Raw genomic sequence first — 24,764 nt, forward strand, 5'->3', positions numbered from 1 at the left:
CACGCATCAGCGCGAAGTTAGGTCATGGCAAATTCCGATCCGATCTGCCCGCTCTGCAACCGTCCGATCCCCGAAGGTGGTGGAAGCCTGCACCATCTGATCCCAAAGCTTAAGGGAGGCAAGGGCGGGCCCACCGTTTTGTTGCATCAGATATGCCACAAAGAGATCCACGCGACACTGACCGAGGCCGAACTGGCGCGTGACTTTCACACCGTCGATGCACTGCGCAAACATCCGAGGCTTGAGAAGTTCCTGAATTGGGTGCGCAAACGCCCGCCGGGGTTTCGCTCAAAAGTGCCGGGCAAACGACGCGGGCGATGATCAGGCAGGAAGCCAGGGATCGCCGAATGCATCCTTTTGCGGGTTAGCCAGCCCTTCAATTTCGATCCCGAGATAGTCCGGCACCGGTGCAAACCGGGCATTTGGGATGTGTTGGTATTCCAACGTGGTATATGGGCGCTTCCACAGCCATTCGCGGTTCTCAACCGCCCAGAGGTCGGGATTGAGCGGTTTGTCAGCAGTGAACGCGTAGAAATGCAGATCGAACCCGTGAGGTTCGACATCCTGCAAAGACAGCAATGACATTCCCATGGATCGGCAGAACGCATCTTCGGCAGCCATATCACCGGTTCGCAAAGTGATCTGACCAATACAGGCCTTGGCAAATGGGGCGTCCGCGCTGGCGGCATTTTCGGGCCGGTTGCCCTCGAAATCCTGCTGCAGCAGTTCAATGGCAAACCCTTCGGGGTCATTCAGATGGCACATATAGCCGATATCCAGAAACTGCCGCGGCGCGCTGACCGGGATACCCTTCTGGCGCAGGTGTTCTGCGGCAAGATCAACATCCGGCAACGTGATCCCGATCTTCCAATACCGCTGCCCCGGATCATGGCGGTAACCCCCGCCGCCCGGCATCAGCAACAGATCGGCATCCTGACCGGAATATCCAAGACGACGATTGGCGCCTTCAACCCTGACAGACATGCCAAGCGCATCACGATAAAACGCCGCCAACGCATCCGGGTCCGCCACCCGCAATCGGAGCGCGGCCAACCTCATGGGCACAATCCGGCTATGCCCGCAGCAACCGACGGATCTGCGTACAGGCTGTCGGCTACAAGTTCTTGTGCAGTTGGTATCAAATGTTCGGGCTCAACCACCCGATCAACCAGCCCAAAGCTATAAGCTTCTTCTGCAGAAATCTTCTGTCCCGCCATCAGTATGAGTCGGGTTCTGGCCGGACCGATCAACTCTGCCATCCGCTTGGGATCCGAGGGCTGCGGCAAGAATCCCAGCTTCATGACCGGGTAAAAGAACTTGGCCGAGGGCACTGCGATACGCAGGTCACAGGCCAGCACCATACCGTTGGCTCCACCGGCCAAAGTGCCGTTGAGCGCGGCCACCGTCAGGCAGGGCAAGGCGGCAATGGCACCCGACAACCTCTCCCAAAGATCGGATGTCGCAAGGCCCGCCCGCGCTTCTTCAAGATCGGCGCCCGCACTGAAGACCCGGCCCGCCCCCGTCAGGATCAATGCACGTGCCTCGGTTGCCGCCTCTGCGATGCGTACCAATTCGCTAAGCATCGCTGAGGTCAACGCATTGGCCTTATCCGGATTGTTCAACGTGACGGTCCACAGCCCATTATCCTGTGTCAGTTCGATCACGTCAGCCCAACCCTTTTTCGGATGTCTTCGTTGCGCAGCGATATCTCGGTCCCCAAGAACTCATCCGCATCTGCCGAGCACATCCACATCAACGCCCGCGCGGGCCAGTCTGCGGGGATGTGATCGTCCCAATCCAGCTGACTTACTGGATTGATTCCGCTGGCCTTGATCACCCGCTGCATATCTGTGGCCACAGTTCCCGGGGACAGGCCCATTGCGCGAATACCGTGATGCGCCTCTTCCAGATGCAGGCATTCGGTCAGCATCTTGGCCCCGGCTTTTGATGCGCAATAGTGGCTCCAGGCTTCGACCGGGTTCGACGCGGCACCGGACGAGACTGTCAGAACGGTCCCGCCGCCTGCTGCCCGCATGATGGGCAGGACGGCACGCATTCCATAAAAGACACCCTTCAAGTTGATGTCGATTGCTTGGCTCCAGGCCCGGGTGTCGGCATTCGAAAGATGAAAGATCGGATCAATGACGCCCGCGTTCCCGATTAGCACATCCAGCTTGCCGAACCGGTCGATGCAATCGGCAACTGTCTGTTCGACCTGGGAAAAATCGCTGACGTCGCAGGCCAGCGCCATGGCATTTTCACCCAATGCCGCAGCCAGAGCGTCAATCTGATCGCGGCTGCGTGCGACCAAGGCCACATTGGCCCCAGCTGCGGCAAAAACGCGCCCGGCTTCCGCTCCAATGCCTCGGCTTGCCCCTGTGATCAGTACCGTTTTCCCTTGCATATGCATCGTTTAAATCCCTGCATTTGAAATTGTCTTAACTCGTACCCTGCAAATGGGGAATTGGTCCACCCCTTCCCCCTTGACGCTGGCCGCTACAGGCACGACCATGCCGGCAAATTGATCAAGAAGGGTTCTCTTATGACTGTTTTCCTTCGCCGTAGCTGCGGTGCAGCTTTGGCCTATGCTGTTGCAACCAACGGCGCCTTTGCAGATGTTACCGCCAATGATGTCTGGGCCGATTGGCAGGCTTATCTGGGCGGCATGGGCTATGACGTCACTGGCGATCAGAGCGTTTCCGGCAACGTCACCACCATCGCGAACATGACGATGGCCATGACCATTCCGGACACCGAAGGCACCTTCGACATGGTCATCCCCGAGATGACCTTGACCGAAAATGGCGACGGTACAGTCAATATCGGCTTCCCTGCCAGCTTCCCGATGACAATTTCGGGTGAAGCCGAGGGCGAGACATTTTCGGCTGATCTGATGTACGCTCACGACGCCTTGGAAATGGTCGTCTCGGGTACCCCCGAAAACATGACATATGACTATACGGCGAACAGCCTGACTCTGTCGATGGACTCGATGGAGTTTGATGGCGAAACCGTATCCAGCGACATGTTTGCCTTGAACGTCCAGATGAACGAAATCGCAGGCACATCGCAGATGGAAATCGGCGAGATGCGCGATATCGCGCAGCAGTTCACGGCCAGCAGCCTGTCCTATGATGTGGCCTTCAACGAGCCCGAAAGTGAAGACACGGGCCGGATCAGCGGTAAATTGGATGATCTGAAATTTGACGGCGATACGATCATCCCCCCCAGTATGGATGTCGCCAACATTGAAGACATCTATAAGGCCGGGTTCGCCGCATCAGGTACATTCACATACGCCTCGGGCAGCACCGAAATGGCAGGCACTGCCGAGGGTGAGCCATTCTCGCTCAGCAGCAGTTCCGAAGGCGGCAGCTTTACCGGCAGCATCGATGCGCAGCGCCTTGTCTACGATCTTGCTCAGAACAGCACCAAACTGGCTGTCACCACATCGGATCTGCCATTCCCGATCGAAATCGCGATGGCAAATGCAGGGCTGAAATTCGAGCTTCCGGTGCAGGCCTCGGAAGAAATCCAACCCTTCGGGTTCGGCATGAATCTGACCGACTTCACCATGTCCGACGTGTTGTGGAGCATGTTTGATCCCGCAGGCGCCCTGCCGCGCGATCCGGCGACCATCGCACTGGACGCGACCGGCACCGCCAAAGTTCTGGTCGATTTCATGGACCCCGAAGCCGTCGAAGAGCTTGAGACTTCTGATATCGTTCCAGGCGAACTGCATTCGCTGAAGATCAACAAGCTTCTTGTGTCGTTGGTCGGCGCCCAGCTGACCGGTGATGGCGACTTTGCGTTCGACAATTCGAATACGGAAGAGTTTGATGGCCTGCCTGCCCCGTCGGGTGTCGCCAACTTGAAACTTGTTGGGGCCAACGCTCTGCTGGATAAGCTGATTGGCATGGGCTTTGTATCGGAAAACGATGCGCTTGGCGCACGTATGATGATGGGCCTGATGGCTGTTCCGGGTGAAGAACCGGACACGTTGAACTCGAAAATCGAGTTTACCGAGGATGGACAGATTCTGGCCAACGGTCAGCGTATCAAGTGATAAACAAATCGGGAAAGGCCGCAGCGCTGGCCTTTCCCGCCCGAGGCACATAAAGCCAGTGGGCTGTAGGCCTTGCGGGACAGACTATCCGAGGCTAGGTCCAGAACAACAAGCCCGGAGGCCTCATGACCCGAACACCCCAAAACATCAGCGAAGAGCTTCTGAATGCAGCCCGCAAGGCAGGCGCCGAAGCAGCGGATGCCATTGTTATTGATGGCTCCTCTGTTTCTGTCGAGGTGCGTGGTGGTGCGTTGGAACACGCCGAGCGTTCGGAAGCGACCGATCTGGGGCTGCGGGTCTTTCTTGGCAAACGGCAGGCAATCGTATCAAGTTCGGACAGCCGCCCCGATACGCTCACCGCGATGGCCGAGCGTGCCGTGGCCATGGCCCGCGAAGCACCCGAAGATCCGTTCACCGGATTGGCTGCGCCCGACCAGTTGACATCGGGCTGGGACATCGACGCGCTAGAGCTGTTTGACACAACCCCCGAACCCAGCGCTGAAGCTTTGATGCAGGATGCGCTGACGGCCGAGGCAGCGGCGCTGGACGTCGCGGGCGTCACACAGGTGTCCGACGCTGCGGCCGCCTATGGCACTCATCGGGTCCACCTTGCGGCGACAAACGGCTTTTCGGGTGGCTACATGCGCAGCAGCCGTTCAACCTCCTGCGTCGCCATTTCCGGCGAAGGGACCGGGATGGAGCGTGACTATGACGGTGACAGCCGTACCTATCAGTCCGACCTGCGCAGCCCGGCTGAGATTGGCCGCACGGCTGGTGAGCGCGCAGTTCAGATCGTGGGGGCGCGCAAGCCTCAGACCGGCAGTTTTCCGGTGGTGTTCGACGAACGGATTTCATCATCCCTAATCGGCCATTTGCTGGCCGCCAGCAATGGCGCGGCGATCGCGCGCGGGGCCTCGTGGCTGAAGGAAAGCCTTGGGCAGCAGGTTCTGCCGTCCCATCTGTCGCTGATCGAGGACCCGCATCGCCCGCGTATTTCGGGCTCGCGCCCGTTTGATGCCGAGGGGCTGGCAACTCGGCGCAGGGCGATCATTGAAGATGGCGTTCTGACCGGCTGGACGCTGGATCTGTCCAGCGCTCGCAAACTGGGAATGACTTCGACCGGCAACGCAGCGCGCGGCGTATCGGGTCCGCCATCGCCCAGCAACTGGAACCTCAGTCTGACGCAAGGCGACAAGTCTCGCGCCGACCTTCTGCGCGACATGGGAACCGGGCTTTTGGTCACCTCGATGATCGGATCGACGATCAACCCAAACACGGGCGACTATTCCCGTGGAGCCTCGGGGTTTTGGGTGGAAAACGGCGAGATCACCCACCCTGTCAACGAATGTACCATTGCGGGTAATCTGCGCGACATGCTGATGCGGATCATTCCGGCAAACGATGCGCGGGTTTACCTGTCACGCGTCGTACCATCGCTTTTAATCGAAGGGATGACACTTGCCGGCAACTGACCTGCCCCTGCTGATCGACGCCGCGCTTGAGGCGGGAAAGATCGCCACGCGCTATTCGGGCCCTGATGCCCAGCGCTGGGATAAACCCGAAGGCGCAGGCCCGGTGACAGAGGCCGATCTGGCCGTCAACGCGATGCTTGAACGTGATCTGCAGGCGGCCCGACCAGATTATGGCTGGCTGAGCGAAGAGACCGAGGATTCCCCCGACCGTCTGGCCCGTGACCGGGTCTTCGTGGTCGACCCCATCGACGGCACCCGCAGTTTCGCCGAAGGGTCGCGGACATGGGCTCATTCGCTGGCCGTAACCGAGAACGGTGAGGTCACGGCAGCCGTCATCTACCTGCCCTTACGTGATCTGCTGTATGCGGCTGCAAAAGGGCAAGGTGCAAGGTTGAATGGCACTGCAATCCAAGTGTCGGGGCAAGCGCACCTGCCCGAAGCCGAGATTTTGGCGGCAAAACCCAATCTAGATCCGCGCCACTGGCAATCCGGTGCTGCACCTGACTTTCGCCGTGTATACCGCCCGTCTCTGGCCTATCGGATGGCGCTGGTTGCGCAGGGACGGTTCGACGGGATGCTGACGCTGCGACCCAGTTGGGAATGGGATATCGCCGCCGGAGATCTGATCCTGCGCGAGGCAGGCGGGCTCTGTACCGATCGTTTGGGGCAACCTCTGCGCTTCAACAATACCCACCCGCGCCTGAACGGCGTGGTGGCGGCAGGTTCAGCGGTGCATTCGGACCTTCAGGCCCGGCTTGACCCGAATGGGGCCGGAATTCCGGCATGAGCAAGCCGCGATCTCTGAGCCTTGCGGCCTATCGGGTCCTGTCCTGGGGCGTCCCGCAAAGCACGGGCCACCCCGAGATTGCGCGCCCGGAAGGTGAACTTCTGTGGGTCCATGTCAGTACACCCGATCGGTTGCGGGCCGTCGACAATATTTGCCGTCGGCTGCTGTCTGTGCGACCGGGACTTTCGCTGTTGCTGACCGCCCCACCCGATGTTGATCTGAAGGACTGGGAAGATTGCGATACCCCGATCACAATGCTGCCCGCCGAACATACCGGCGCGGCGCGCACGTTCTTGGATCACTGGCGCCCTGATATGGGGCTGTGGTTTGGCGGTGGGCTGATGCCCAATGTGATAACACGCGCACAGGAGCGGGGCATTCCGCTAATTTTGCTCGAGGCTGTGGTCGACGTGAAAACCGCAAGGGGTGGACGTTGGCTACCTGATATCACGCGATACACGCTGGATTGCTTTACAGCGATACTTGCGCCCAATGATGACAGCGCACGCCAAATCCGACGCCTGGGAGTGAACTCGGCAAAAATCTCGGTCGCGCCACCACTTCATATCAGCCCCAACCCAGAGCCCTGGCCCGAAGATGAATTGATCGAGACCACTCACACAATGGCCGGACGCCCGGTTTGGCTGGCCGCATGGGTTCAGGACAAGGAATTCATCTCGGTTCTGACGGCCCATCGTCAGGCCTTGCGGATGCTGCCACGTCTGGCTTTGGTCCTGCATGTGGCGGATATGTCCGAGTCAGCGCCCTTGTTTAAACGCCTCGAAGCGATGGACCTTCGATGCGCCAACTGGGATGAAGGCCATCCAATCGAAGACACCACACAAGTGATTCTAACAGCCGAGCCCGAGGATCTGGGCCTTTGGCATCGTGTATCCGCAGTTACCTTCATGGGAAGTTCACTGGAACGCGGGGCGCGGGGGCACGACCCTCTGACCGCAGTCGCCTTGGGATCTGCGGTAATCCATGGGCCTCATGTCAGCAAGCATCGCAGTCTCTATGACAGATTGGGGCAGGCAAAAGCCGCGTTGAAGATACGAACCGCAACAGAGTTGGGCGATGGCGTTGTCGAATTGTTGGCACCTGACCGCACAGCAGACATGGCATTGGCCGGATGGCGGATTGTCACCGAAAGGGCTCCACAGGCGGACCAACTGATCGATATGGTACAGGATACACTGGACCGGCGAGGGCGTGACGATGCGGGCACCTGACTTCTGGAACTCAGCCCCTGATCGGTTGGATCTGCGCGCCAGGCTGTTGGCGCCACTTGGTCACCTCTATGCCGCTGCAACCGCCCGTCGCGTGGCGAGCGGGCAAGGCATCTCGCCGGGCGTACCGGTTATCTGCGTTGGCAACCTGAATGCCGGTGGCACAGGGAAGACACCGACGGTGATCTGGGTTTTGGAATATTTGAGGGATACCTGGCATCAACCTCATGTCGTGACCAAAGGCCATGGTGGCTCGCTGGAAGGCCCGGTGCAGGTCGACCCGCGCAAACACACAGCGGCTCAGGTCGGGGATGAACCCCTGTTACTCGCCGCGTTTGCCGAGGTCTGGGTCGCCAAAGATCGTGCAGCGGGCGCGCAGGCAGCCGCAGCGGCAGGGGCGACCGCGATCGTGCTGGACGACGGCTTTCAGAACCCCGCAGTTGCCAAGGATTTTTCCATCATCGTGGTGGATGCGCGGCTCGGATTTGGCAATGGCCTTTGCCTTCCTGCTGGTCCACTGCGAGAGCCTGTGGCCGTTGGATTGAAACGTGCTGCTCTCGTGTTGTCGCTTGGGGACGCCGCAGCGCAGTCAACATTTTCAGAAAGATGGGAACCTGCCCTGACGGTCCCACACGCCACCGGCGAGGTGTGTCCGCTCCAAACCGGAATGGACTGGAACAATACACCGGTTCTGGCCTTTGCGGGCATAGGCTATCCGGATAAGTTCTTTGGAACTCTGCGACAGCAAGGCGCGAAACTGCTGCGGGCCGAGGCACTGGATGATCACCAACCACTGACTTCAGCGCTGATGACGCGGCTTGAGAACGAGGCCAAAGCACTGGGCGCGCAACTGGTGACAACCGAGAAAGACGCCGTGCGCCTGCCCGCCACTTTCCGCAGCAAAGTTCTGACCCTACCGGTTCGGTTGCAAATCAATCAGGATGACAAAGTCAAAGAGTTGTTGGCGAAGGCCGCGCCTTCACCTTAGGCAGATGGCCAGCCCAAAACAGGCTGACCATTCAGGATTTAGCTGCCAAGCTCGGCTTCGATCAGCGTCTTGAAGTCGTCATAAGGCTGATTTTCAACCTTCTTCCCATTCACGACGAAAGTAGGCGTCGCCTGAATTCCATCGCGTTCGGCATTTTCCTGATACCAGGCCACCAGTGTCTGCGCGCGGGTACCGTCCTGCAGGCAAGCCTCAAGCTGATCATTGTCTATGCCAGCGAGACGCCCGATCTTGCGCAGTTCATCAACGATTTCGGCAGGACCTCCGGCACGGGTCCATTCCGACTGGCCTTCATACAGCAGGTCGGTGATGCCAAAGAACTTGTCAGGTCCTGCACAGCGCGCGACCATCGAGGCCCACAGGCCATAGCGGTCGAAATACACCTCGCGGTAAGTGAACTTTACCTTGCCGGTATCGATGAAGTCCTTTTTGAGCTGCTTGTACGCGCCCTGATGGAAATTCGCGCAGTGCGGGCAGGTGTACGATGCATATTCGATGATCTCGACTGGCGCGTCTTCGGCCCCCTGCACCATCTCGACGATGGTCGAGGTGTCCAAATCCGCCTCTTGCGCCTCAGCAGCACCAACAAGCGGGTTCGAAGGGATCGTGTTACTCGACGTTGTCAGCCAATAGCCGCCAGCGGCCACGGCGACAGCCGCACATATTACGGTTGCAATCCGGCTCATTCATCAGCCCTTTCTTAGCGTTTCTGTCTGGATAAAACGTTGCGGCCCAAACGTTCAAGGGCCGCGCGCAAATCTTCATCATCAACCGCGCGCGACACATTGTCGGCCTCAGCTGCGATTTCTGGTGAAACAACCGGTTTCGTCTGTTTCGGTTTGTGATCGAAACTCGCCTGCCCCTCAGCAAATCCGGTAGGCGCGGTCTGGGTGATACGCACCCGATTGATCGCGTTGTAACCATAGACCGCATTCACTTTGTCGCGCAGCTGTTCTTTCTGCATCTCCAGCATTGGCGCCTGCGGCCCGGTGGTCAGCACCGTCAGCGTCGCGCCAAAGCCACCCTTGGCGTATCCCACATTCACCGGCTGGGCGATCGACGCGATGTCCTGGCCCACAATCTCGGCCCAATGGGTCAAAAGGCGCGAGACGGCAAATCCCCGGCTTTCCCCGGCCTGCCTGATCCGGTCGTTCAGCAAAGTGGCGGTGCGCTTGAACCCGCGGGTCGAGGAACGTCTGCGTTGCATCTGGTTTCCAACTCCTGCGTCGCTATTGTAATAGGCTGATACCCGGACGCCAGCGAAACCCGACAGAGAGTTACATAAAACTTGCGTGACTGCACCGAATCTGACCTGAGCAATACGCTGCTGGATTGGTACGACCGCCACGCACGTGAAATGCCTTGGCGTATTGGCCCGGCAGCGCGTGCCGCAGGCGTAGCACCAGACCCCTACCGCGTCTGGCTATCCGAAGTGATGCTGCAACAAACGACCGTTGCCGCTGTTCGCGACTATTTTGTTCGTTTCACCACGCGCTGGCCAACCGTCGAAGCCCTTGCCAATGCGCAAGATGATCAGGTCATGGGGGAATGGGCTGGCCTGGGCTATTACGCCCGCGCCCGCAACCTTCTGAAATGCGCGCGGGTGGTTGCGTCCGCGCATGACGGGCAGTTTCCCAACAATTACGATGCACTACTGGAACTGCCGGGCGTTGGCCCCTACACGGCGGCGGCCATCGCAGCCATCGCATTTGATCGACCAGAAACTGTCCTGGACGGCAATGTCGAACGGGTCATGGCAAGGCTCTATGATATTCACGAACCCCTGCCCGCCTCAAAACCCCTGTTAAAGAAAAAAGCCGCGGCATTGACCCCGCAGCACCGGCCCGGAGATTACGCGCAGGCTGTCATGGATTTGGGTGCAACGATCTGTACTCCAAAATCTCCGACCTGCGGCATTTGCCCCCTGCATGCGGCCTGTCTGGCGCGGAAGGCGAGGACGCAGGTGGAACTGCCGCAAAAAACGCCCAAGAAGCCCAAACCCACCCGGCTGGGCCACATCTACATCGCCCAACGCGGAGATGGTGCCCTGCTGTTGGAACGCCGCCCCGATAAGGGTCTGCTGGGCGGAATGTTGGGCTGGCCCGGCTCGGACTGGTCCGAAACACCGCTGGAAAGCCCTCCGTTCCCGGCGCGATGGCACGAAATCCCCGGTGAAGTGAGACACACCTTCACCCACTTTCACCTGATCCTGCGTATTTGGACAACCGAATTGCCAGACGGTTGCGATCCGAACGGTCTGACAGTCATGGACAAACACCAATTCAGGCCCAGCGACCTGCCCACGGTTATGCGCAAGGCTTTTGACCTCTGGCGCGGCCAATAGACCGCTGGGCAAAGCCCAGTGCGCGGTCTACGGTGCCGCCAACGTTTCGGAGCCCCAACATGATCGCATCTGACACCCTGTCCCGATGGCAATCCGCCCTTCCCTTTTGGGTCTCATACCTCCTGATCCCACTGATCTGGATGACCACTACGGCAGGCGGATGGTGGGTCCTGCTGGTACCGCTTTCGACATGGTGGGTCTTTGCGGTGCTTGACCGGCTGACCGGCCTAAACCTTGAAAACGCCGACCCGGATACGCCAGATACGGGGCTGCAATGGTATATCTGGCTGACCAAAGCCTGGGCACCGGTGCAATTCCTCACGCTCTATGGGCTGATCTGGTACACTACCCGAGCCGTAGATATGAGCTCGGTCGAAAAAATCGGCGTGTTCTTCGGCATGGGCGTCCTTTCCGGAACGATCGGGATCAACTACAGCCACGAGCTGATGCATCAGAAAGGCAAACTGGAACGCTGGCTGGGCGATTTCCTGTTGTCGATGGTCCTTTATTCCCATTTCCGGTCCGAGCACCTGCTGGTTCACCACCGCTACGTCGGAACTCCGCGCGATCCGGTAACCGCGCGCTACAACGAAGGTTTCCACCGGTTCTATCCGCGCGTTCTGCGCCAAAGCCTCATCTCAGCCTTTCGCGCCGAGCGGGAAAAACTGGCCCGCAAAGACCGCCCCTGGACCGATCCGGCAAACCCGTTCTGGCGCTATTGGAGCCTGCAAGGAGCCATGCTGCTGCTAGCATTTCTGATCGGCGGATGGGCAGGGCTAGGCCTGTTTTTGGTACAGGCCGGCACCGCGATCTGGCAGCTTGAACTTGTTAACTATGTCGAGCACTACGGGCTGACGCGCAAATATCTGGGCGATGGCAAGTACGAGCATGTGCACCCGCGCCATTCCTGGAACGCGTCACAAAAGGCTTCAAACTGGCTGTTGATCAACCTGCAACGCCACTCGGACCACCACTACAAGCCAAACCGCCGCTTTCCACTGCTGCAACACCATTCGCAGGATGCAGCGCCGCAACTGCCTCATGGATATCCGGTCATGACCCTTGCCGCGATGATTCCGCCCTTGTGGCGGCGTATCATGAATCCGAGGGTCCGCGCATGGCGGCGTCAATACTATCCCGAAATCACCAACTGGAAGCCTTACAACAAAGCGCACAACCCTGCCCCTCGCACCTGACTGCAGCGCGCTGCCCGGCCCAACGGGAAGGATCGCATCTTTGATGCGCTGCTGACAGGCGGGAGCCCTGGTTGCTACAGCACCCAGACATCCATCGGGGCTGTAACACCGCGAACAGGCTGGTCCGAGTGCTGTGCAAACCCGGTCATCATGTCTTGCGCATTTGGCGTCTCGCTTAGGGCCTGAGACCGCAATGCATCACTGACAATGATGCGCGCTTGAAAATCGCGCGTCAGGGCCTCTAGCTTCGCGGCAACATTCACCGCATCGCCGATCACTGCAAATTCCAGCCGGTTTGCACCGATATCCCCCAGTACGACCGAGCCATAATGAACCCCGACCCCGATCCGAATCTCTGGCTCACCCGCGCGCTTGCGCTCCAAATTCCAACGGTCGATCATCTCGACCATGGACCGCGCGCATGCCAGCGCATTGCTTGCATCCAGCTCTCCGGGTACGGGGGTTCCAAACGTGGCCATCAGCCCATCGCCCAAGTATTTGTCGAGTGTTCCGTGATGGCGAAACACCTCGGTCTCCATTCGGGCGTGGAAACCACGCAAAACTTCAATAACCTCATATGGATCACGGCCAGCCGAGAACTTGGTGAAGCCAACGATGTCGATAAATAGAACCGCGATATCCTCTTTGCGGACCTGCTTCAGAGGTTCGTCGTTCTGGCTCAGCTCATCCACCACATTCGGCGAAAAGTATCGAGACAGATTCGCGCGTTCACGTTCAAGCCCAGCATTGGACATCAGCAAGCGATTGAGGCGGCGCATCGACACCCCAAGCGTCACTGCGACCATGACAAAAACGATCACCTGCTGGATGCGTAGGGTTGGCATGAAACTGTTGGGATCCATGAACTCGGCCACATCCGGGTAGCCTGACAAAGCCTCGGCCACACGCTCGCTAATCCCAGGGATCGGGGTGGCGACCCACCAAGCGATCACCCATCCAGCCGTCCACATCATCGCCGTCCAAGAACCGATCGCAATGACAGTGCGCCAGGAATAGGCAAGCGTCCCTGCTGCCAGGATAATGAAGAAATACTGAAAATTGTCGAACCGATACTGCATCGCCAGTGGTCGCACATCGTCGCTGAACGGGTTGGGCACAATCATCCCCAGCGTCATGATCAGCAGATCGACGAAGATCAAAAGCAACTCGGTCCGGGATTGCCCCACACGACCCGCGCGTTGGATCAGCCAACCATTGGCGCAGATCAGAAGTAGGATGAAATGGTACCATAGGACCTCCCACTGGGGATTCAGATAGATCAGCAAAAGCCCGGTCAACGCCATCGCGATCCAACGTGCACGAACGGCCAGTTCAAGCCCCTCTCGCTTGTGTCGTTCCAGTGCTGCCTCGGTATATTTGTTGTCCAGATCGAAGTTGTCGGGTTGCGTAACAAAGAACCGGCTAAGGCGGGATTGACTGGCGGTGGTCTCGGTCATTGCCTTTATCTCCCAAAAGGGCTGTCAGGGGCTGCCCTATGCAATCATCTCACAGGCAAAAACAAAAGACCCCGCCGGTAACGGCGGGGCAAGGCGTAGTGCCTTGTGTCAGGCCACAGGCACCGGCGGTATTCAGTTATGCAATTCGGCCCTGATCTGCTGACGCAACACGTCGATGGGCACGGTTTTGCCATCGCGTTTGAAGCACCAATAGGTCCAGCCATTACAAGACGGAGCATTTTCCAGATGCGCGCCAACCTGATGGATTGAACCTTTGACGTTCTGCCCTACCAGAGTCCCGTCGGCGCGGACCTTGGCTTTATGGCGTTGGTTCATCGAATACAGTTCCTCACCCGGGCGCAGCATGCCGCGTTCGACCAATTGGCCGAAGGGCACGCGCGGCTCAGCGCGCTTGCTGGCGCTGACTTCCAACGCTTCGCGGTCAAACTTACGGACCTTTGAGATACGCTTTTCAGCCACCTTGCGATAACTTTCTTCGCGCTCAATCCCAATGAACTCACGCCCCAGCATTTTCGCTACAGCACCTGTGGTGCCCGTGCCAAAGAACGGATCCAGCACCACGTCACCGGGATTGGTCGAACCAATCAACACGCGATGCAGCAGTGATTCCGGTTTCTGCGTCGGATGCGCCTTATCGCCGTTTTCATCCTTGAGCCGTTCATGCCCGGTGCAGATCGGCAGCACCCAGTCGCTGCGCATCTGCACACCTTCGTTAAGGGCCTTCAGCGCCTCATAGTTGAAGGTGTATTTCGCGCCTTCGCGCTTGGAGGCCCAGATCATCGTCTCATGCGCGTTGGTAAACCGCTTGCCACGGAAGTTTGGCATCGGGTTGGATTTACGCCACACAACGTCGTTGAGAATCCAATAACCCGCATCCTGCAGGGCGGAACCCACGCGGAAAATGTTGTGATAAGACCCAATCACCCAGATCGCACCATTGGGCTTCAGCAGACGATGCGCAGCCTTCAACCATTCCCGCGTGAACTGGTCATAAGCCCCAAAGCTGCTGAACTGATCCCAGTGATCATCGACCGCATCGACCTGAGAATTATCGGGCCGGTGCAATTGACCTTTCAACTGCAAATTATACGGGGGGTCCGCAAAAATCAGGTCAACCGACGCCTCGGGCAGACTGTTCATCGCCTCGATGCAGTCACCGGATAGAATCGTGTTTAAAGGGAGCGCGGCTGCGCCCTTTGTCTTGATTGTGGTCATATCACTGCCTCAGTTCCACGGCGCTTTTGCGCTCATTTGGTTGAGACAAGGATGAGTCAAAGATGATTTGCCGTCAATTTCTTTTTTGAATCAGCGACTTACGATTTACTCTTGATACAAGATATTGTGGACCGGTTTGAACGAACGTCTATGGTGTGGGGTCACGCCAAGATTTTGCAACGCCTCGCGGTGCTGTTTTGTCGGATATCCGGCATTCGCCTCCCACCCATAGCCGGGATGCTGTTGCGCCAAATCCACCATCAGCTGATCACGCCAGATTTTTGCAATGATCGACGCTGCCGAAATCGACACCGACCGTGCGTCGCCCTTCACCACCGCCTGCGAGGGCAATTTCATACCGCGCGGGATCATGTTGCCATCAATCAGCAAGAAATCCGGAGCCGGGTCCAGCGAAGCTACCGCGCGTACCATCGCCAGATGCGAGGCGCGCAGGATGTTGTGCTCATCGATCTCTGCAACCGTGGCTTCGGCCACCGCGACCTCTGCCCGGTCGCGCAATATCTCATTCAAACCGCCGCGACGCTTGGCTGTCAGTTTTTTTGAATCGTTCAACCCAGCGGGAATGTCATCCGGGTTCAAAATAACCGCCGCGGCTACAACCGGGCCCGCCAGCGGACCGCGCCCAACCTCATCCACCCCGGCAATTCGGACATATCCGCGTGCCAGCAAAGCCCGTTCGAGTTCATAATCAGGTGTCGTCATACCCTTGGCAAATCGTGTTTCGCAGCGCTTCGCAAGAAAAAAGAGAGGGCAGCTTGCGCCACCCTCTCCCGCGCGGCGCTTCTATGGCGCCACTCCTGCTCGAAACCTGTTACTGGTAAACGACGCGGTATCCTTTCTGGCGCAGGCAGGCGGGTTCGTATGCCCGTTTTACCTTTTTACCATTCCAGAAACCAACCTTGCATTGGTGTGGCAGGCTATCGGCATGTTTATAGTACTTCTTCAGGCAATTTGGCCCAAGCAGCGGACGCTTGTTCGAATAGGCATTGAACGTGCGCAGGCAACGCTGCGGTAGGTCATACCGCGCCACCCGCTTTGGCAACGGGCGTACAGCATGTTTTTTCTTGGCCTTCTTCGCCTTGGCTTCAGCCTGCTTATGACGCTTGCGGCGCTCTGCCTCTTCGTCGCGCTTTTTTTCCTGATGATAGTGGTTGACCGCAGCACCTATGAGCGCGATCGCAGCCAATCCGCCGAGAATATCTCGGGTATCTGCTGCGCGCGACTGTGACGCTGAGATCCCCGTGATGGCGACGGCGGTTGCTATGATCAGAGCGATAAATTTCCGGTGCATGATGCGTGTCCTTTCGGATAATGGGCAGGCCGGTTACCGACCGCGAATTTGATAACCTGACACTGCGACCACCCCGTTCAGACAAGCAATAACGGCATACTGTTATTCAATATCAGCACCACAAACCCCCTGAGGTTATTGAATATCCACCCAACCCATGCGCAGGATGCAGCCCATGAAACAGATCCTCTCTTCTCTGGCTCTGACGGCCCTGATATCGGTTGGGTCGCAAGCCATCGCGGCAGATTGCTATGCCGACTACAAGGCCAAGCAGGACAATCCCTTACGCCTGCACTATGGCGTCATGCAGGTCTCAAGCTGCGATAAAGGCTCGGCCCGGAAAGAAGTCGCCAAGCGGCTGAAATCAAACGGCTGGACCCTGCTGAACGTGATGACCGTTTTCGAGGCGGGTGGATTGGATCAAAGGAAGGCCAATGCCGGAAAATACTATCTCCGTTACTGAGGCGCGTCGTTCGGGGGTTCGGCTGGTTGGTCTGGGGATTGCGGCAATCGTCGCGATCCTGGTGACTGCAGCGGTTTTCCTGTTCTGGACGCTACCGGACGCAAATGCCTTCAACGCGCGGGTTGAACGGCTGTTTGTCGAGGCTGACCTGACCTCGCAATCGGAAATCCGTCTGCTCGAGATTCTGGCGCAATCGGGCACCGCCTTTGCCGATACGCTATCCAGCTATCGAATGGTCATCTTCGTGCTGTTGGTCTTTGCCAGCGCCATGCTGATCACCGCGCTTGTCTTTCTGGTCATGCTGGTTCTGCTGAACCGCCGCATGGCCCAGATTGAGCGGACGGGGATCCAGGTAACATCCCTGCTGATCAGCCGTGAAGAGAATACCGTTTATCTCAACAACATGGATTTTAAGTTGACCCCCGCCGCGATGGAAACGCTTTCGGTTCTGGCTGAATCCCGGCTGGATGACGAGGTCCTGTCGGGTGCCCAGATCGAAGCGATGATCTCGGGCAGAAACGCTGCAGATTGCGATGAGGCCGCCGGGGCAACCCGGATCAAACGCCTGCGCGACGCCTTGGGAAATCAGATGGTCAGTGAGCTGCTGGTGAAGAACATCGCCAAGAAGGGCTATATGCTGTCGATTGAGAAAGACGTTATTCAAATGGTCTGAGGATGCCATTGCGGTAAAATCTACGTGCGCATCTTGGAATTCTCGCCCTCAAGACCCATGATATAAGGGCTTGGCCAAGGGAGGTTGCAGATGAACGTCCATGCCACACCGAATGTCAAAGGCTATGGGATATCAGTTGAGCCGCTGCAGGGACGGATCGCGATCTACCGTGGTGATATACTGCTGGCCGAAAGCCACAACGCCAAAGTCATGTACGAAACGCGGCTACCTCCCGCGATCTATGTTCCGCGCGAAGACCTGTGCGTCGAACTCAGCCCTGAGACCGAATTGCAGACGTTCTGCCCCTTCAAGGGTACCGCAACCTATCACGACATTAGCCTACCGGAAGAGCGCCTTACGAACTCGATTTGGGCTTATGAAGACGCCTTCCCTGAAAGCGCGGCCATTCAGGGCCATATTGGATTCATGCCGGATACCGCGACGCGGATCGACCTCGGCGACAACCAACTGCGTCAACCCGACGATGGCAATATCAGCGGCCCCCTGATCGATTGGCTGATGCGCGGTGCGTCCGAAATTAACACTCCTGATGCCTTTACAAAAACGCTGGCCGAGAAAATGCTGGAACATGGCATCGCTATTCAACGCCTAAGCATTCTGGTCTGGTCGCTGCATCCGCTGATCGCAGGCAAACACTATATCTGGGAGAAAGACTCGGCTGAGATTTCGACCCACACTCCGACCTATGAAATTCATGATCACCCTGCCTTTACCAACAGCCCCCTGCGTCACGTTTCAAACGGGTTGGGTGGTGTCCGGCAGCGCCTGAACAACGACAATCCGCATAACAGCTTTCCGATCATCGAAGACCTGCGCGCAAAAGGGGCCACCGATTACGTTGCCATGCCACTGCCTTTCTCGGATGGGCGGACGAATGTCCTGACCCTGACTTGCGATCATCCCGATGGGTTCACGACCGAGAACCTGGGTCTGGTTTTTGAATGCTCTACTGTCATCGCGCGGTTCTACGAGGTCTTCATGCAGCGCGAAAACGCGCAGGTTCTGCTGGAAACCTACGTAGGCAAGCGCAGCGGTGCGCGCGTCCTGGGGGGCGAGATTCGCCGCGGTGATGGCGATGACATAGATGCGGCGATCATGTTTTGCGATCTTCGAAATTCAACCGCATTGGAAGAAAAACTGGGGCGTGATGACTATATCGAGCTACTGAATGCGTTTTTTGAGACAGTTTCAGGGATCGTGCACGACCATGACGGAGAAGTTCTGAAATTCATCGGCGACGCTGTTCTTGCCGTCTTCCCGGCGGGTGACGATGCCGCCAAAGCCCGATCCAGCGCGCAGCTTTCGGCAACTGAGATCGTCGAAAAACTGGGTGAATTGCGCAGTGACGGAAGTGATCATGATTTCGACTGCTCGATTGGTGTCGCCTATGGCCGCGTCACCTATGGCAATGTGGGCTCACGCGAACGGTTGGACTTTACCGTGATTGGTCAGGCCGCCAATGTCGCTGCCAGATTGGGCGAATATGGCAAAACCGTCGGACATAGAATTGTTGTCTCGCAAGATATCGAACCTGTTTGCAAACAGGCGATCCCTTTAGGGGCGATCAAGCTGCACAACGTCTCGCAACCGATCAAATCATTTGCCCTGCAAACCTCAGCCGATGCCTGATTTGACAGTTTACTTCGCAAGAGTTGAACCTCAAATTGTGCCACCCACTATCTCGGATCAGTCAACCTATGGCCTTTGCGCGAGATACCGTACACACCGTGTCTGGTTGACATCAATGGTTCAAAAACCACCGCCCAGCAGGATCAGAGCCGTCTGCGCAGGTGAGATCGTCTGTTGGATTTGATTGATCTGATTGCGGGCCAGATACGTGTCGGTCAGCTTTTCGATTGCCTCACTTTCAGTGAACTGCGCCAAATCGGATGACCCTGTAACGCGCTGCAATCGATCTTTGAACACCTCAAGCTGCTTGTCGATATCCAGTTGCGCAAATGCTGAAGGCAGCCCCAATGCCGTTTCCATCATGCGGCGCAAGGGAGGCAGCCCCATCAGATCAAACCACCTTCTGTCCTCACTGCCACCCTGGCCAGCCAGGTCGCGCAATGCATGCTGGGTGTACAACGCGATACGCATCGATTCATCTGCTTCACCAACCGAGATTTCAAATCGCGCAATCAAGTTGTCGTCAGCGATCTTTTCCATGGCGTCCACCAATCCGGTCTTGCGCACATCGCCGGGACCAAGTCCAAAGGCATTTGCAAAATCACGGTACCTACCGTCGGCCAGCCTGTTCGCAAGCGCATCGTCAGCCTGCGTTCCATCGGACAAGATTTTTTGGACAAAATACCGATTGTCGAGATCACCTTCCAAGCCAAACGCACCCAATGCCACCTGCAACAACCGTCGGTCCGAAACCAGATCCTCGGCCGTCTTGACCTTGCCAATATTGTCCAGAAAATACCTTGCGTCCCGTTCATTGATCCCCGAGGCAGAATAGCTTTGGAGCTGCGCATCATAGGTTCGCTGCAAAAAGCGCCAGCCAACCAGACCACCTGAAGGTATGACCGGCTGGAAGGTCACTGCTGATACGCCATCAGACGTTCTTCGCGTGGCAACAGTGAACGCAAGGCCTTTAAACACTTATAGTATTGCTCTGCCACCAATGCTTCAGTTGCGTTAGCAAGGACCCGGCGACTGTCGGCATCCGTGAATACCTGGCTCAGCTCTTCCACGCGCCGCAGAAGTTGCTGGCGCGCCTGCTCAGGTTCGGTATCGCCTGACAGAACCAACTGCGCGGCATAGCAGACACGGCGTACCGGCGTGTTGACCTCTTCCGGGTGAATGGCATCGCGCAGGCGCAGGACATTTGCCTGAGGTGTCATGATCGAAAACCGACTGCGTCGATCCCCGTTTTCGATTACAACACCATTGATCAGAACCCGTTCCTTTGGCGCAAGTTTCAGGACCAGACCCCCCATCAGTTGCCCCTCATTTGACGTAGCCCGCGCAACACGGCCATGTTGATCTCAAGCAGCGGCTCAACGGTCGCCTTGTTCGCCAGCACCTGGCTGCTGTGTTGTTCGGTAAACTCAGCCAAATAGAAAATCCGCGCCCGCAGATTGCTCGGCAGCCCGTTATCCGCATCCGCCACATCGGTTGCCAGCACAGCCCACAGGCGGCGATTTTCGTGCAAGGCTTGAACGAACCCTCCGAAATCAGCCGCTTTCCGTGTGGAAGCAGCCTTCAACCGATGTGTAATCCTGGAAATCGCCTCATACTCTGTATCCCGAGGTGTTCGCGTCGGTGCAGCAGATTGCGCATAAGCGCGGTGAGCAAGCGTTTGCGGTGTCACTTGAAATCCTTCCAATTGTCCTTCAGCGGGCGATTAAGTACGGGGCACAGCGTGCGTGCCCCGGATCAGTTCCAAAGTTAGCGGAACAGCGACAGGATGGACTGTGGCGCCTGGTTCGCGATCGATAGCGATTGGGTTGCCAGCTGTTGCTGGACCTGCAACGCTTGCAGTCGCGCCGAGGTTTCTTCCATGTCAGCGTCAACCAACGAGCCGATACCGGATTTAAACGAGTCAGACAGGTTCGAGATGAACTCTTTCTGGGTCTCGATCCGACCCTGCGCCGAACCAAAAGCCGCCGAGGCATCAATCGCAGTATCGATGAGGCCTTCGATCGCGCCAAGCGCTGCGGATGCGCCGGCAGAAGTCGACACATCAATCGAGGCCAGAGCGCCTAGACCGCCAGAGTTCGCATTGGCATATTGACCGCTGATCTGCAGCGAATCCGACCCTTCGTTGGTGATATCGAGTTGCGCAGCATTCGTACCCGGATCATAGACGACCGAAACATTGGCATCCGAAGCTTCGATGGCAGCTTTTAGCCCCGCAGCGATGATCTCTTCGGGCGCGTTGCCTGCGGCGATATCCTCAGCCCGGACTGTATAAGACGCGACATCGTCGCCCAGTCGGACCGTGAAAGTATCACCAGCGGACAATGTGCCCGGATCAGCGATCACGATGCTTCCATCATCATCGCTTCCGCCGTTTCCATCCAACGAAAATCCGAATGCGTCGGCCGTATCCGCAGTGACCCCGTCAGTTCCAGTGAACACGTCGGCAGCAGTGTAACCACCTGTCGACAGGTTTTGCGCCGATACACTAATGGAAGACGCTGTCACGTTGCCTGCATTGTCTCGATCCAAAGAGGACAGAATGCTTGCGCCAGCCCCACCGTTCACCAGATTGAGGCCATTGAACTGGGCAGCGCCGACAACCGATTCGATCTGATCCCTAAGCGCGGCCACATCGGTGTTGATCTTAGCACGATCAACGTTGTCTTCCTGCGCCGCAACGATCTTGCCTTTCATCTGGTTCAGCAGATCCGTCACAGTTTCTGAGGCGTTTCGTGCAACTGCGACAGTGGATTCACCCAAGGCTAGGCTGTCCTTGATCGCATTGAAGCCGTTGACGTCTGATTCCATCACCTTTGAGATGGCCCAGACAGCCGAGTTATCCTTGGCTGTAGCCACATCCTTGCCAGTCGAGATCGCGTTTTGCGTCTGTGCGAGGTTCTTGTTGACCGATTTGAGAGTTTGCAGCGCAACCATTGCGCCATTGTTCGTCAGAATGCTGGACATATTTGTCATCCTCTTAGCGTTCGGGCGCGTTTGACGCCCATGTTGGACCCACCAAACCGGCAGGCATTCTGTCGTTCTGACCTGTGCGTCGTGCCTTGTGGCCTTCGCGCCACCCGTTGTTTCAGGTGCATCGCCACATTTGACCCTGATCTCCTAACGGAGTGCTAAGACGGGCAAATCCGAAATTTCGGATTTGAATCAAACCTTATGCTATGCCCGTTTTTCCAGCTTTGCCTGCGATCGCAAAACAAACCCACTACGCTGCCCCGAGGCGTCATAAGTACTGAACTCCTGCCGGACCTGTTTCAGTTCCGCCATTCGGTCCGCCACAGCCCGAATACCCTCGGCCGCACTGTTCAAAAGGGCTTGATTGCGCACGACCTTCTTCTGGATCCGGATCAGATCATCGCTTTCCAACACCTGCAGATCATTTATTGCATCGATCAGATTCTCTTTTTTAGGCACCAATCGATCCAGATCGGTCAAATCCCCCTGGACCAGGGCTGTGCGCTCCAGATCCAAAAGGTCTTCCAGTGCCTGAATCGGGTCTTTATCCATCCGACTTCTCCATCATTGCATTGAACAAAACTTCAGAAAGGCCGATTCCTCCCGCCTTGGCCATTTGCTGCGCCTGCTGTTGCACCAGAAATGAGGAAAACTGATCTTCGCCCGCGCCACCGCCAAAGGAACTTCGCGCTTGGCCGAGGCCTGCAGACTTGAGCATTTCAGCCAGAAATGCGGCCTCCAGCTCAACCGAGGCGGCTTTCAGCTTCTGTGGAATCTGGGCGGAATACGCCGTCGTACCGGTCGCTGTAATCGTCATCGGATTCTCCAAAAATTGCTTCGAACTTTCTCGATCAAAGAGGAAAGCGGTTAAAATAAACGTAACTTCCTTTGGGCACAGTGCGGGCCAGACCAACGAAAGCCCGGAGCAAAAAATGCCCAACCCGCTGACGATCATGACGGCTGCACCTGCCACGGGCGACAAACCCGGGGCATCTCAGGGTAAGGAGCGGGATGTCAATGGCGGGTTTGCCTTTGAGGATGTGCTGAATGAGGATGCCGATCAGATCGAGTTGAAGGATGTTGATCTGGTGACGGCTGAATCCAGCCTGCCAGCTGAGCAATCAGATATCGCATCTGTTGCCGTGTCAGAATCAGCTGAGGCGATCAAAGCCAAGGAATCAGAGCCCGCCGAGCCACAGATGGTAGCGCAGGAGGTTGCCATTGCGCCCAACCGCCAAGCGGATTTCACGGTCGGTGATACAGACCTTGTCACTCCGCCCAGCCCGATACAGCAAATTTCGCAGTTGGTCGCTGGCAATTCGGCCCTGAGACAAAAGGCAGGCTCGACCGAAGCGGCCACCCCAAGGTCCGATGAAAACGTGCTTCGGGTGCCAACCCAAGCTCCAATCTCAGGTGGTGGGGAACAACGAAGTGTGCACCAAATGCCCGCCCCACGCGCGCTAGATGCATCCCTTGTGGGGGATACGGTTTCGAAACTTGAACAGCCAAGCTCCGAACCAGAGACGCGTCTCGTTGCCCGAGCAGTCGAGCCTGCAGCCGAGCAAATGGCGCGGCAAACGGTTATGTCCGCCGCCTTGAAACCGCAGATAGCGGCCCAGGGCCTCGGGTGGGCACCGGGCGATGCTATCGCTGATACCGCGATCAGCGCGGAATTTGATGACCCGTCCGTGGTCAAAGATATAGCGGCAAGCCACACGATGCGCGACACGACGCAAACGATGCCCGTCGCCATGGCCCGCGCGGAAACCGCGCGCGCGATTGCGGGGCAACTGGCCGCTTCGATTTCGGCCCGCCCAAGCACCGGCGGCGTTGAAATTGCCCTGAACCCCGAAGAGCTTGGCCGCGTCTCAATCACGCTCAACGGTCGAGAGGACGGGTTTCATCTTACGATCGCGGCTGAACGGCCCGAAACACTGGACCTGATGCGCCGCCACATTGCGATCCTGTCTGCCGAGTTCGAAAAGCTGGGATATGGGGATCTGTCGCTTGATCTGAACATGTCCGGGGACTCGGCCCAGCATGGCGACCCGTCAGAGTCTGATCCCTCCTCAGAAACCGACGAAATGACTCGCGACTCTGACCATGAGGCACCTACTCTCCCGACCGGCCCTGACAGGGGCCTTGATATGAGGCTTTAACCGATGATTTCAGCGACCAATTCAGTGACCGTAACGGGTGCAAATCCCGGCGCAAACAACAATTCGGAACGTTCGGCACTGACTTCGGATTTCGAGACCTTTCTGCGCATGCTGACCGTGCAGGCGCGCAATCAGGATCCGCTTGAGCCACTGGATTCCTCCGAATACGCCTCTCAGCTGGCGCAGTTTTCGATGGTTGAACAACAGGTCAAAGCCAATGAGCTTCTGTCTGATCTGGCGCTGACACTAGGTGCTGTCAATCTGAACCAGCTTACCGGCTGGGTTGGGATGAATGTCAAAACCGACGCACCGTTTCGCTTTGAAGATCAGCCTGTTCCGATCTTTGCGCAGGCCGAAGCAACCGCAGATCGGGCCGAATTGGTCATTCGCAACGACCCAGGCACCGTTGTCGACCGCGTCCCTGTGCCTCTCGATAAGGCCGAATTCGAGTGGGCCGGGGTCAGCAGTGCCGGTGATCCCTTTCCCGCTGGCAGTTACTCAGCCACATTGGAGAGCTTCAAAAGAGGTGAGTTACTAACCAGCACGCCCGCATCTGCCTTCGGTCGGGTGGTAGAGGCACAGGTCAGCGAAGGTGGCATCATCCTGAAACTGGAGAGCGGTGCAGAGGTGTCTGCCGAAATGGTCACGCAAATCCGCACGGGCGCTTGATCTGGAAGGCAAGGCGGGCCAAAGCTTGGCGCATCGCGACTCGCTCCCTAACCC

At 57.5% G+C, this 24,764-nt stretch carries 28 protein-coding genes; 13 read left to right on the forward strand and 15 right to left on the reverse strand.

The window, feature by feature from the left end; all coding sequences use genetic code 11:
• Positions 1–24: 24 nt before the first annotated feature.
• Positions 25–321 carry an HNH endonuclease gene (locus ACR0AH_RS06195; protein ID WP_170406707.1) on the forward strand — a complete coding sequence of 99 codons (297 nt, stop codon included), beginning with the start codon at positions 25–27 and terminating at the stop codon, positions 319–321.
• Here the strand turns inward: ACR0AH_RS06195 and ACR0AH_RS06200 are convergent, their stop codons facing one another.
• Genes ACR0AH_RS06200 through ACR0AH_RS06210 form a run of 3 tightly spaced genes read right to left on the reverse strand, consistent with a single transcriptional unit; the run spans position 322 to position 2,410 of the window.
• Entirely contained in the window at positions 322–1,059 is a 738-nt protein-coding gene (locus ACR0AH_RS06200) for a VOC family protein (RefSeq protein WP_480590921.1), read from the reverse strand.
• Positions 1,056–1,664 carry an enoyl-CoA hydratase/isomerase family protein gene (locus ACR0AH_RS06205; protein WP_480590923.1) on the reverse strand — a complete coding sequence of 203 codons (609 nt, stop codon included), beginning with the start codon at positions 1,662–1,664 and terminating at the stop codon, positions 1,056–1,058. Before ACR0AH_RS06205 ends, ACR0AH_RS06200 begins: the two co-directional genes overlap by 4 nt.
• On the reverse strand, positions 1,661–2,410 hold the full coding sequence (locus ACR0AH_RS06210) for an SDR family oxidoreductase (protein WP_170398908.1): 750 nt from the start codon (positions 2,408–2,410) through the stop codon (positions 1,661–1,663). The genes ACR0AH_RS06205 and ACR0AH_RS06210 overlap by 4 nt, the downstream gene beginning before the upstream one ends.
• A gap of 132 nt (positions 2,411–2,542) precedes the next feature.
• Between ACR0AH_RS06210 and ACR0AH_RS06215 the strand changes: the two genes are divergently transcribed.
• The 5 genes from ACR0AH_RS06215 (at position 2,543) to lpxK (ending at position 8,542) form a co-directional block, all read left to right on the forward strand.
• On the forward strand, positions 2,543–4,066 hold the full coding sequence (locus tag ACR0AH_RS06215) for a DUF2125 domain-containing protein (protein ID WP_480590924.1): 1,524 nt from the start codon (positions 2,543–2,545) through the stop codon (positions 4,064–4,066).
• 125 nt (positions 4,067–4,191) lie between these two features.
• Positions 4,192–5,538 carry a TldD/PmbA family protein gene (locus tag ACR0AH_RS06220; RefSeq protein ID WP_480590925.1) on the forward strand — a complete coding sequence of 449 codons (1,347 nt, stop codon included), beginning with the start codon at positions 4,192–4,194 and terminating at the stop codon, positions 5,536–5,538.
• Positions 5,525–6,325, forward strand: coding sequence for a 3'(2'),5'-bisphosphate nucleotidase CysQ (locus tag ACR0AH_RS06225; protein ID WP_480590927.1), 801 nt, complete (start codon positions 5,525–5,527; stop codon positions 6,323–6,325). The genes ACR0AH_RS06220 and ACR0AH_RS06225 overlap by 14 nt, the downstream gene beginning before the upstream one ends.
• On the forward strand, positions 6,322–7,557 hold the full coding sequence (locus ACR0AH_RS06230; protein WP_480590929.1) for a 3-deoxy-D-manno-octulosonic acid transferase: 1,236 nt from the start codon (positions 6,322–6,324) through the stop codon (positions 7,555–7,557). The genes ACR0AH_RS06225 and ACR0AH_RS06230 overlap by 4 nt, the downstream gene beginning before the upstream one ends.
• Positions 7,544–8,542: a tetraacyldisaccharide 4'-kinase gene (gene lpxK / locus ACR0AH_RS06235; protein ID WP_480590930.1), complete on the forward strand. Its 999-nt coding sequence runs from the start codon at positions 7,544–7,546 to the stop codon at positions 8,540–8,542. The genes ACR0AH_RS06230 and lpxK overlap by 14 nt, the downstream gene beginning before the upstream one ends.
• Positions 8,543–8,580: 38 nt before the next feature.
• On the opposite strand, the gene ACR0AH_RS06240 is transcribed toward lpxK, so the two are convergent.
• Positions 8,581–9,246 (reverse strand): DsbA family protein, encoded by a 666-nt coding sequence (locus ACR0AH_RS06240; protein ID WP_170406731.1) that lies wholly within the window; start codon positions 9,244–9,246, stop codon positions 8,581–8,583.
• A gap of 14 nt (positions 9,247–9,260) precedes the next feature.
• Positions 9,261–9,767, reverse strand: coding sequence for a DciA family protein (locus ACR0AH_RS06245; protein ID WP_170611331.1), 507 nt, complete (start codon positions 9,765–9,767; stop codon positions 9,261–9,263).
• Positions 9,768–9,848: 81 nt separating this feature from the next.
• Here ACR0AH_RS06245 and mutY point away from each other — a divergent pair, with 81 nt between their 5' ends.
• Together mutY and ACR0AH_RS06255 are read left to right on the forward strand one after the other, a co-directional pair.
• Positions 9,849–10,904: an A/G-specific adenine glycosylase gene (mutY, locus tag ACR0AH_RS06250; protein WP_480567932.1), complete on the forward strand. Its 1,056-nt coding sequence runs from the start codon at positions 9,849–9,851 to the stop codon at positions 10,902–10,904.
• 59 nt (positions 10,905–10,963) lie between these two features.
• Complete coding sequence (locus tag ACR0AH_RS06255) at positions 10,964–12,100, forward strand: alkane 1-monooxygenase (RefSeq protein WP_480567934.1); 1,137 nt, start codon at positions 10,964–10,966, stop codon at positions 12,098–12,100.
• Positions 12,101–12,174: 74 nt separating this feature from the next.
• Here the strand turns inward: ACR0AH_RS06255 and ACR0AH_RS06260 are convergent, their stop codons facing one another.
• From ACR0AH_RS06260 to ACR0AH_RS06275, 4 genes are all read right to left on the reverse strand, one after another.
• The gene (locus ACR0AH_RS06260; protein WP_170398937.1) at positions 12,175–13,557 is read right to left on the reverse strand and encodes an adenylate/guanylate cyclase domain-containing protein; all 1,383 of its coding nucleotides are present in this window, start codon (positions 13,555–13,557) and stop codon (positions 12,175–12,177) included.
• Positions 13,558–13,689: 132 nt separating this feature from the next.
• The gene (locus ACR0AH_RS06265; protein WP_170398940.1) at positions 13,690–14,793 is read right to left on the reverse strand and encodes a site-specific DNA-methyltransferase; all 1,104 of its coding nucleotides are present in this window, start codon (positions 14,791–14,793) and stop codon (positions 13,690–13,692) included.
• Positions 14,794–14,898: 105 nt separating this feature from the next.
• Positions 14,899–15,516, reverse strand: a complete 618-nt coding sequence (locus tag ACR0AH_RS06270) for a ribonuclease HII (RefSeq protein ID WP_170508925.1) — start codon at positions 15,514–15,516, stop codon at positions 14,899–14,901.
• 109 nt (positions 15,517–15,625) lie between these two features.
• Positions 15,626–16,105 (reverse strand): hypothetical protein, encoded by a 480-nt coding sequence (locus ACR0AH_RS06275; RefSeq protein ID WP_480590933.1) that lies wholly within the window; start codon positions 16,103–16,105, stop codon positions 15,626–15,628.
• 175 nt (positions 16,106–16,280) lie between these two features.
• Here ACR0AH_RS06275 and ACR0AH_RS06280 point away from each other — a divergent pair, with 175 nt between their 5' ends.
• From ACR0AH_RS06280 to ACR0AH_RS06290, 3 genes are all read left to right on the forward strand, one after another.
• Positions 16,281–16,568 (forward strand): hypothetical protein, encoded by a 288-nt coding sequence (locus ACR0AH_RS06280; protein ID WP_170398948.1) that lies wholly within the window; start codon positions 16,281–16,283, stop codon positions 16,566–16,568.
• Positions 16,540–17,241 (forward strand): winged helix-turn-helix domain-containing protein, encoded by a 702-nt coding sequence (locus ACR0AH_RS06285; protein ID WP_170398951.1) that lies wholly within the window; start codon positions 16,540–16,542, stop codon positions 17,239–17,241. The genes ACR0AH_RS06280 and ACR0AH_RS06285 overlap by 29 nt, the downstream gene beginning before the upstream one ends.
• 90 nt (positions 17,242–17,331) lie before the next feature.
• A complete protein-coding gene (locus ACR0AH_RS06290) occupies positions 17,332–18,891 on the forward strand; it encodes a DUF427 domain-containing protein (protein ID WP_170398954.1) in 1,560 nt (519 codons plus the stop codon).
• Positions 18,892–19,011: 120 nt separating this feature from the next.
• Here ACR0AH_RS06290 and ACR0AH_RS06295 read toward each other — a convergent pair whose 3' ends face one another.
• The 6 genes from ACR0AH_RS06295 to ACR0AH_RS06320 all read right to left on the reverse strand — a co-directional run bounded on the left by ACR0AH_RS06295 (position 19,012) and on the right by ACR0AH_RS06320 (position 22,699).
• Positions 19,012–19,809 carry a DUF1217 domain-containing protein gene (locus ACR0AH_RS06295; protein WP_170732546.1) on the reverse strand — a complete coding sequence of 266 codons (798 nt, stop codon included), beginning with the start codon at positions 19,807–19,809 and terminating at the stop codon, positions 19,012–19,014.
• Positions 19,806–20,207 (reverse strand): flagellar biosynthesis repressor FlbT, encoded by a 402-nt coding sequence (gene flbT / locus ACR0AH_RS06300; RefSeq protein WP_170398959.1) that lies wholly within the window; start codon positions 20,205–20,207, stop codon positions 19,806–19,808. Before flbT ends, ACR0AH_RS06295 begins: the two co-directional genes overlap by 4 nt.
• Positions 20,207–20,581, reverse strand: coding sequence for a flagellar biosynthesis regulator FlaF (flaF, locus tag ACR0AH_RS06305; protein ID WP_170732548.1), 375 nt, complete (start codon positions 20,579–20,581; stop codon positions 20,207–20,209). The genes flbT and flaF overlap by 1 nt, the downstream gene beginning before the upstream one ends.
• A gap of 77 nt (positions 20,582–20,658) precedes the next feature.
• A complete protein-coding gene (locus tag ACR0AH_RS06310; protein WP_170406757.1) occupies positions 20,659–21,876 on the reverse strand; it encodes a flagellin N-terminal helical domain-containing protein in 1,218 nt (405 codons plus the stop codon).
• A gap of 210 nt (positions 21,877–22,086) precedes the next feature.
• On the reverse strand, positions 22,087–22,434 hold the full coding sequence (locus ACR0AH_RS06315) for a flagellar export chaperone FlgN (protein ID WP_170732550.1): 348 nt from the start codon (positions 22,432–22,434) through the stop codon (positions 22,087–22,089).
• Positions 22,427–22,699 (reverse strand): rod-binding protein, encoded by a 273-nt coding sequence (locus ACR0AH_RS06320; RefSeq protein ID WP_170732842.1) that lies wholly within the window; start codon positions 22,697–22,699, stop codon positions 22,427–22,429. The genes ACR0AH_RS06315 and ACR0AH_RS06320 overlap by 8 nt, the downstream gene beginning before the upstream one ends.
• Before the next feature lie 115 nt (positions 22,700–22,814).
• On the opposite strand from ACR0AH_RS06320, the gene ACR0AH_RS06325 reads away from it, so the two are divergent.
• Together ACR0AH_RS06325 and ACR0AH_RS06330 are read left to right on the forward strand one after the other, a co-directional pair.
• Positions 22,815–24,041: a flagellar hook-length control protein FliK gene (locus tag ACR0AH_RS06325; protein ID WP_480590935.1), complete on the forward strand. Its 1,227-nt coding sequence runs from the start codon at positions 22,815–22,817 to the stop codon at positions 24,039–24,041.
• A 3-nt stretch (positions 24,042–24,044) separates the two neighbouring features.
• Positions 24,045–24,710: a flagellar hook capping FlgD N-terminal domain-containing protein gene (locus ACR0AH_RS06330; RefSeq protein ID WP_480590937.1), complete on the forward strand. Its 666-nt coding sequence runs from the start codon at positions 24,045–24,047 to the stop codon at positions 24,708–24,710.
• Positions 24,711–24,764 lie beyond the last annotated feature (54 nt).

The organism is Ruegeria sp. AM5 (assembly GCF_056540645.1).

Excerpts from the sequence above, each read along its gene's own strand:
- ACR0AH_RS06325 (WP_480590935.1), top strand. The coding sequence starts at position 22,815 with ATGCCCAACCCGCTGACGATCATGACGGCTGCACCTGCCACGGGCGAC.
- ACR0AH_RS06330 (WP_480590937.1), top strand. The coding sequence starts at position 24,045 with ATGATTTCAGCGACCAATTCAGTGACCGTAACGGGTGCAAATCCCGGC.
- ACR0AH_RS06285 (WP_170398951.1), top strand. The coding sequence starts at position 16,540 with ATGCCGGAAAATACTATCTCCGTTACTGAGGCGCGTCGTTCGGGGGTT.
- ACR0AH_RS06240 (WP_170406731.1), bottom strand. The coding sequence starts at position 9,246 with ATGAGCCGGATTGCAACCGTAATATGTGCGGCTGTCGCCGTGGCCGCT.
- ACR0AH_RS06255 (WP_480567934.1), top strand. The coding sequence starts at position 10,964 with ATGATCGCATCTGACACCCTGTCCCGATGGCAATCCGCCCTTCCCTTT.
- ACR0AH_RS06245 (WP_170611331.1), bottom strand. The coding sequence starts at position 9,767 with ATGCAACGCAGACGTTCCTCGACCCGCGGGTTCAAGCGCACCGCCACT.
- ACR0AH_RS06220 (WP_480590925.1), top strand. The coding sequence starts at position 4,192 with ATGACCCGAACACCCCAAAACATCAGCGAAGAGCTTCTGAATGCAGCC.
- ACR0AH_RS06215 (WP_480590924.1), top strand. The coding sequence starts at position 2,543 with ATGACTGTTTTCCTTCGCCGTAGCTGCGGTGCAGCTTTGGCCTATGCT.
- ACR0AH_RS06200 (WP_480590921.1), bottom strand. The coding sequence starts at position 1,059 with ATGAGGTTGGCCGCGCTCCGATTGCGGGTGGCGGACCCGGATGCGTTG.
- ACR0AH_RS06195 (WP_170406707.1), top strand. The coding sequence starts at position 25 with ATGGCAAATTCCGATCCGATCTGCCCGCTCTGCAACCGTCCGATCCCC.
- ACR0AH_RS06280 (WP_170398948.1), top strand. The coding sequence starts at position 16,281 with ATGAAACAGATCCTCTCTTCTCTGGCTCTGACGGCCCTGATATCGGTT.
- lpxK (WP_480590930.1), top strand. The coding sequence starts at position 7,544 with ATGCGGGCACCTGACTTCTGGAACTCAGCCCCTGATCGGTTGGATCTG.
- ACR0AH_RS06210 (WP_170398908.1), bottom strand. The coding sequence starts at position 2,410 with ATGCATATGCAAGGGAAAACGGTACTGATCACAGGGGCAAGCCGAGGC.
- ACR0AH_RS06230 (WP_480590929.1), top strand. The coding sequence starts at position 6,322 with ATGAGCAAGCCGCGATCTCTGAGCCTTGCGGCCTATCGGGTCCTGTCC.
- ACR0AH_RS06265 (WP_170398940.1), bottom strand. The coding sequence starts at position 14,793 with ATGACCACAATCAAGACAAAGGGCGCAGCCGCGCTCCCTTTAAACACG.
- flbT (WP_170398959.1), bottom strand. The coding sequence starts at position 20,207 with ATGGGGGGTCTGGTCCTGAAACTTGCGCCAAAGGAACGGGTTCTGATC.
- ACR0AH_RS06290 (WP_170398954.1), top strand. The coding sequence starts at position 17,332 with ATGAACGTCCATGCCACACCGAATGTCAAAGGCTATGGGATATCAGTT.
- ACR0AH_RS06270 (WP_170508925.1), bottom strand. The coding sequence starts at position 15,516 with ATGACGACACCTGATTATGAACTCGAACGGGCTTTGCTGGCACGCGGA.
- ACR0AH_RS06315 (WP_170732550.1), bottom strand. The coding sequence starts at position 22,434 with ATGGATAAAGACCCGATTCAGGCACTGGAAGACCTTTTGGATCTGGAG.
- ACR0AH_RS06275 (WP_480590933.1), bottom strand. The coding sequence starts at position 16,105 with ATGCACCGGAAATTTATCGCTCTGATCATAGCAACCGCCGTCGCCATC.
- ACR0AH_RS06320 (WP_170732842.1), bottom strand. The coding sequence starts at position 22,699 with ATGACGATTACAGCGACCGGTACGACGGCGTATTCCGCCCAGATTCCA.
- ACR0AH_RS06260 (WP_170398937.1), bottom strand. The coding sequence starts at position 13,557 with ATGACCGAGACCACCGCCAGTCAATCCCGCCTTAGCCGGTTCTTTGTT.
- ACR0AH_RS06310 (WP_170406757.1), bottom strand. The coding sequence starts at position 21,876 with ATGTCCAGCATTCTGACGAACAATGGCGCAATGGTTGCGCTGCAAACT.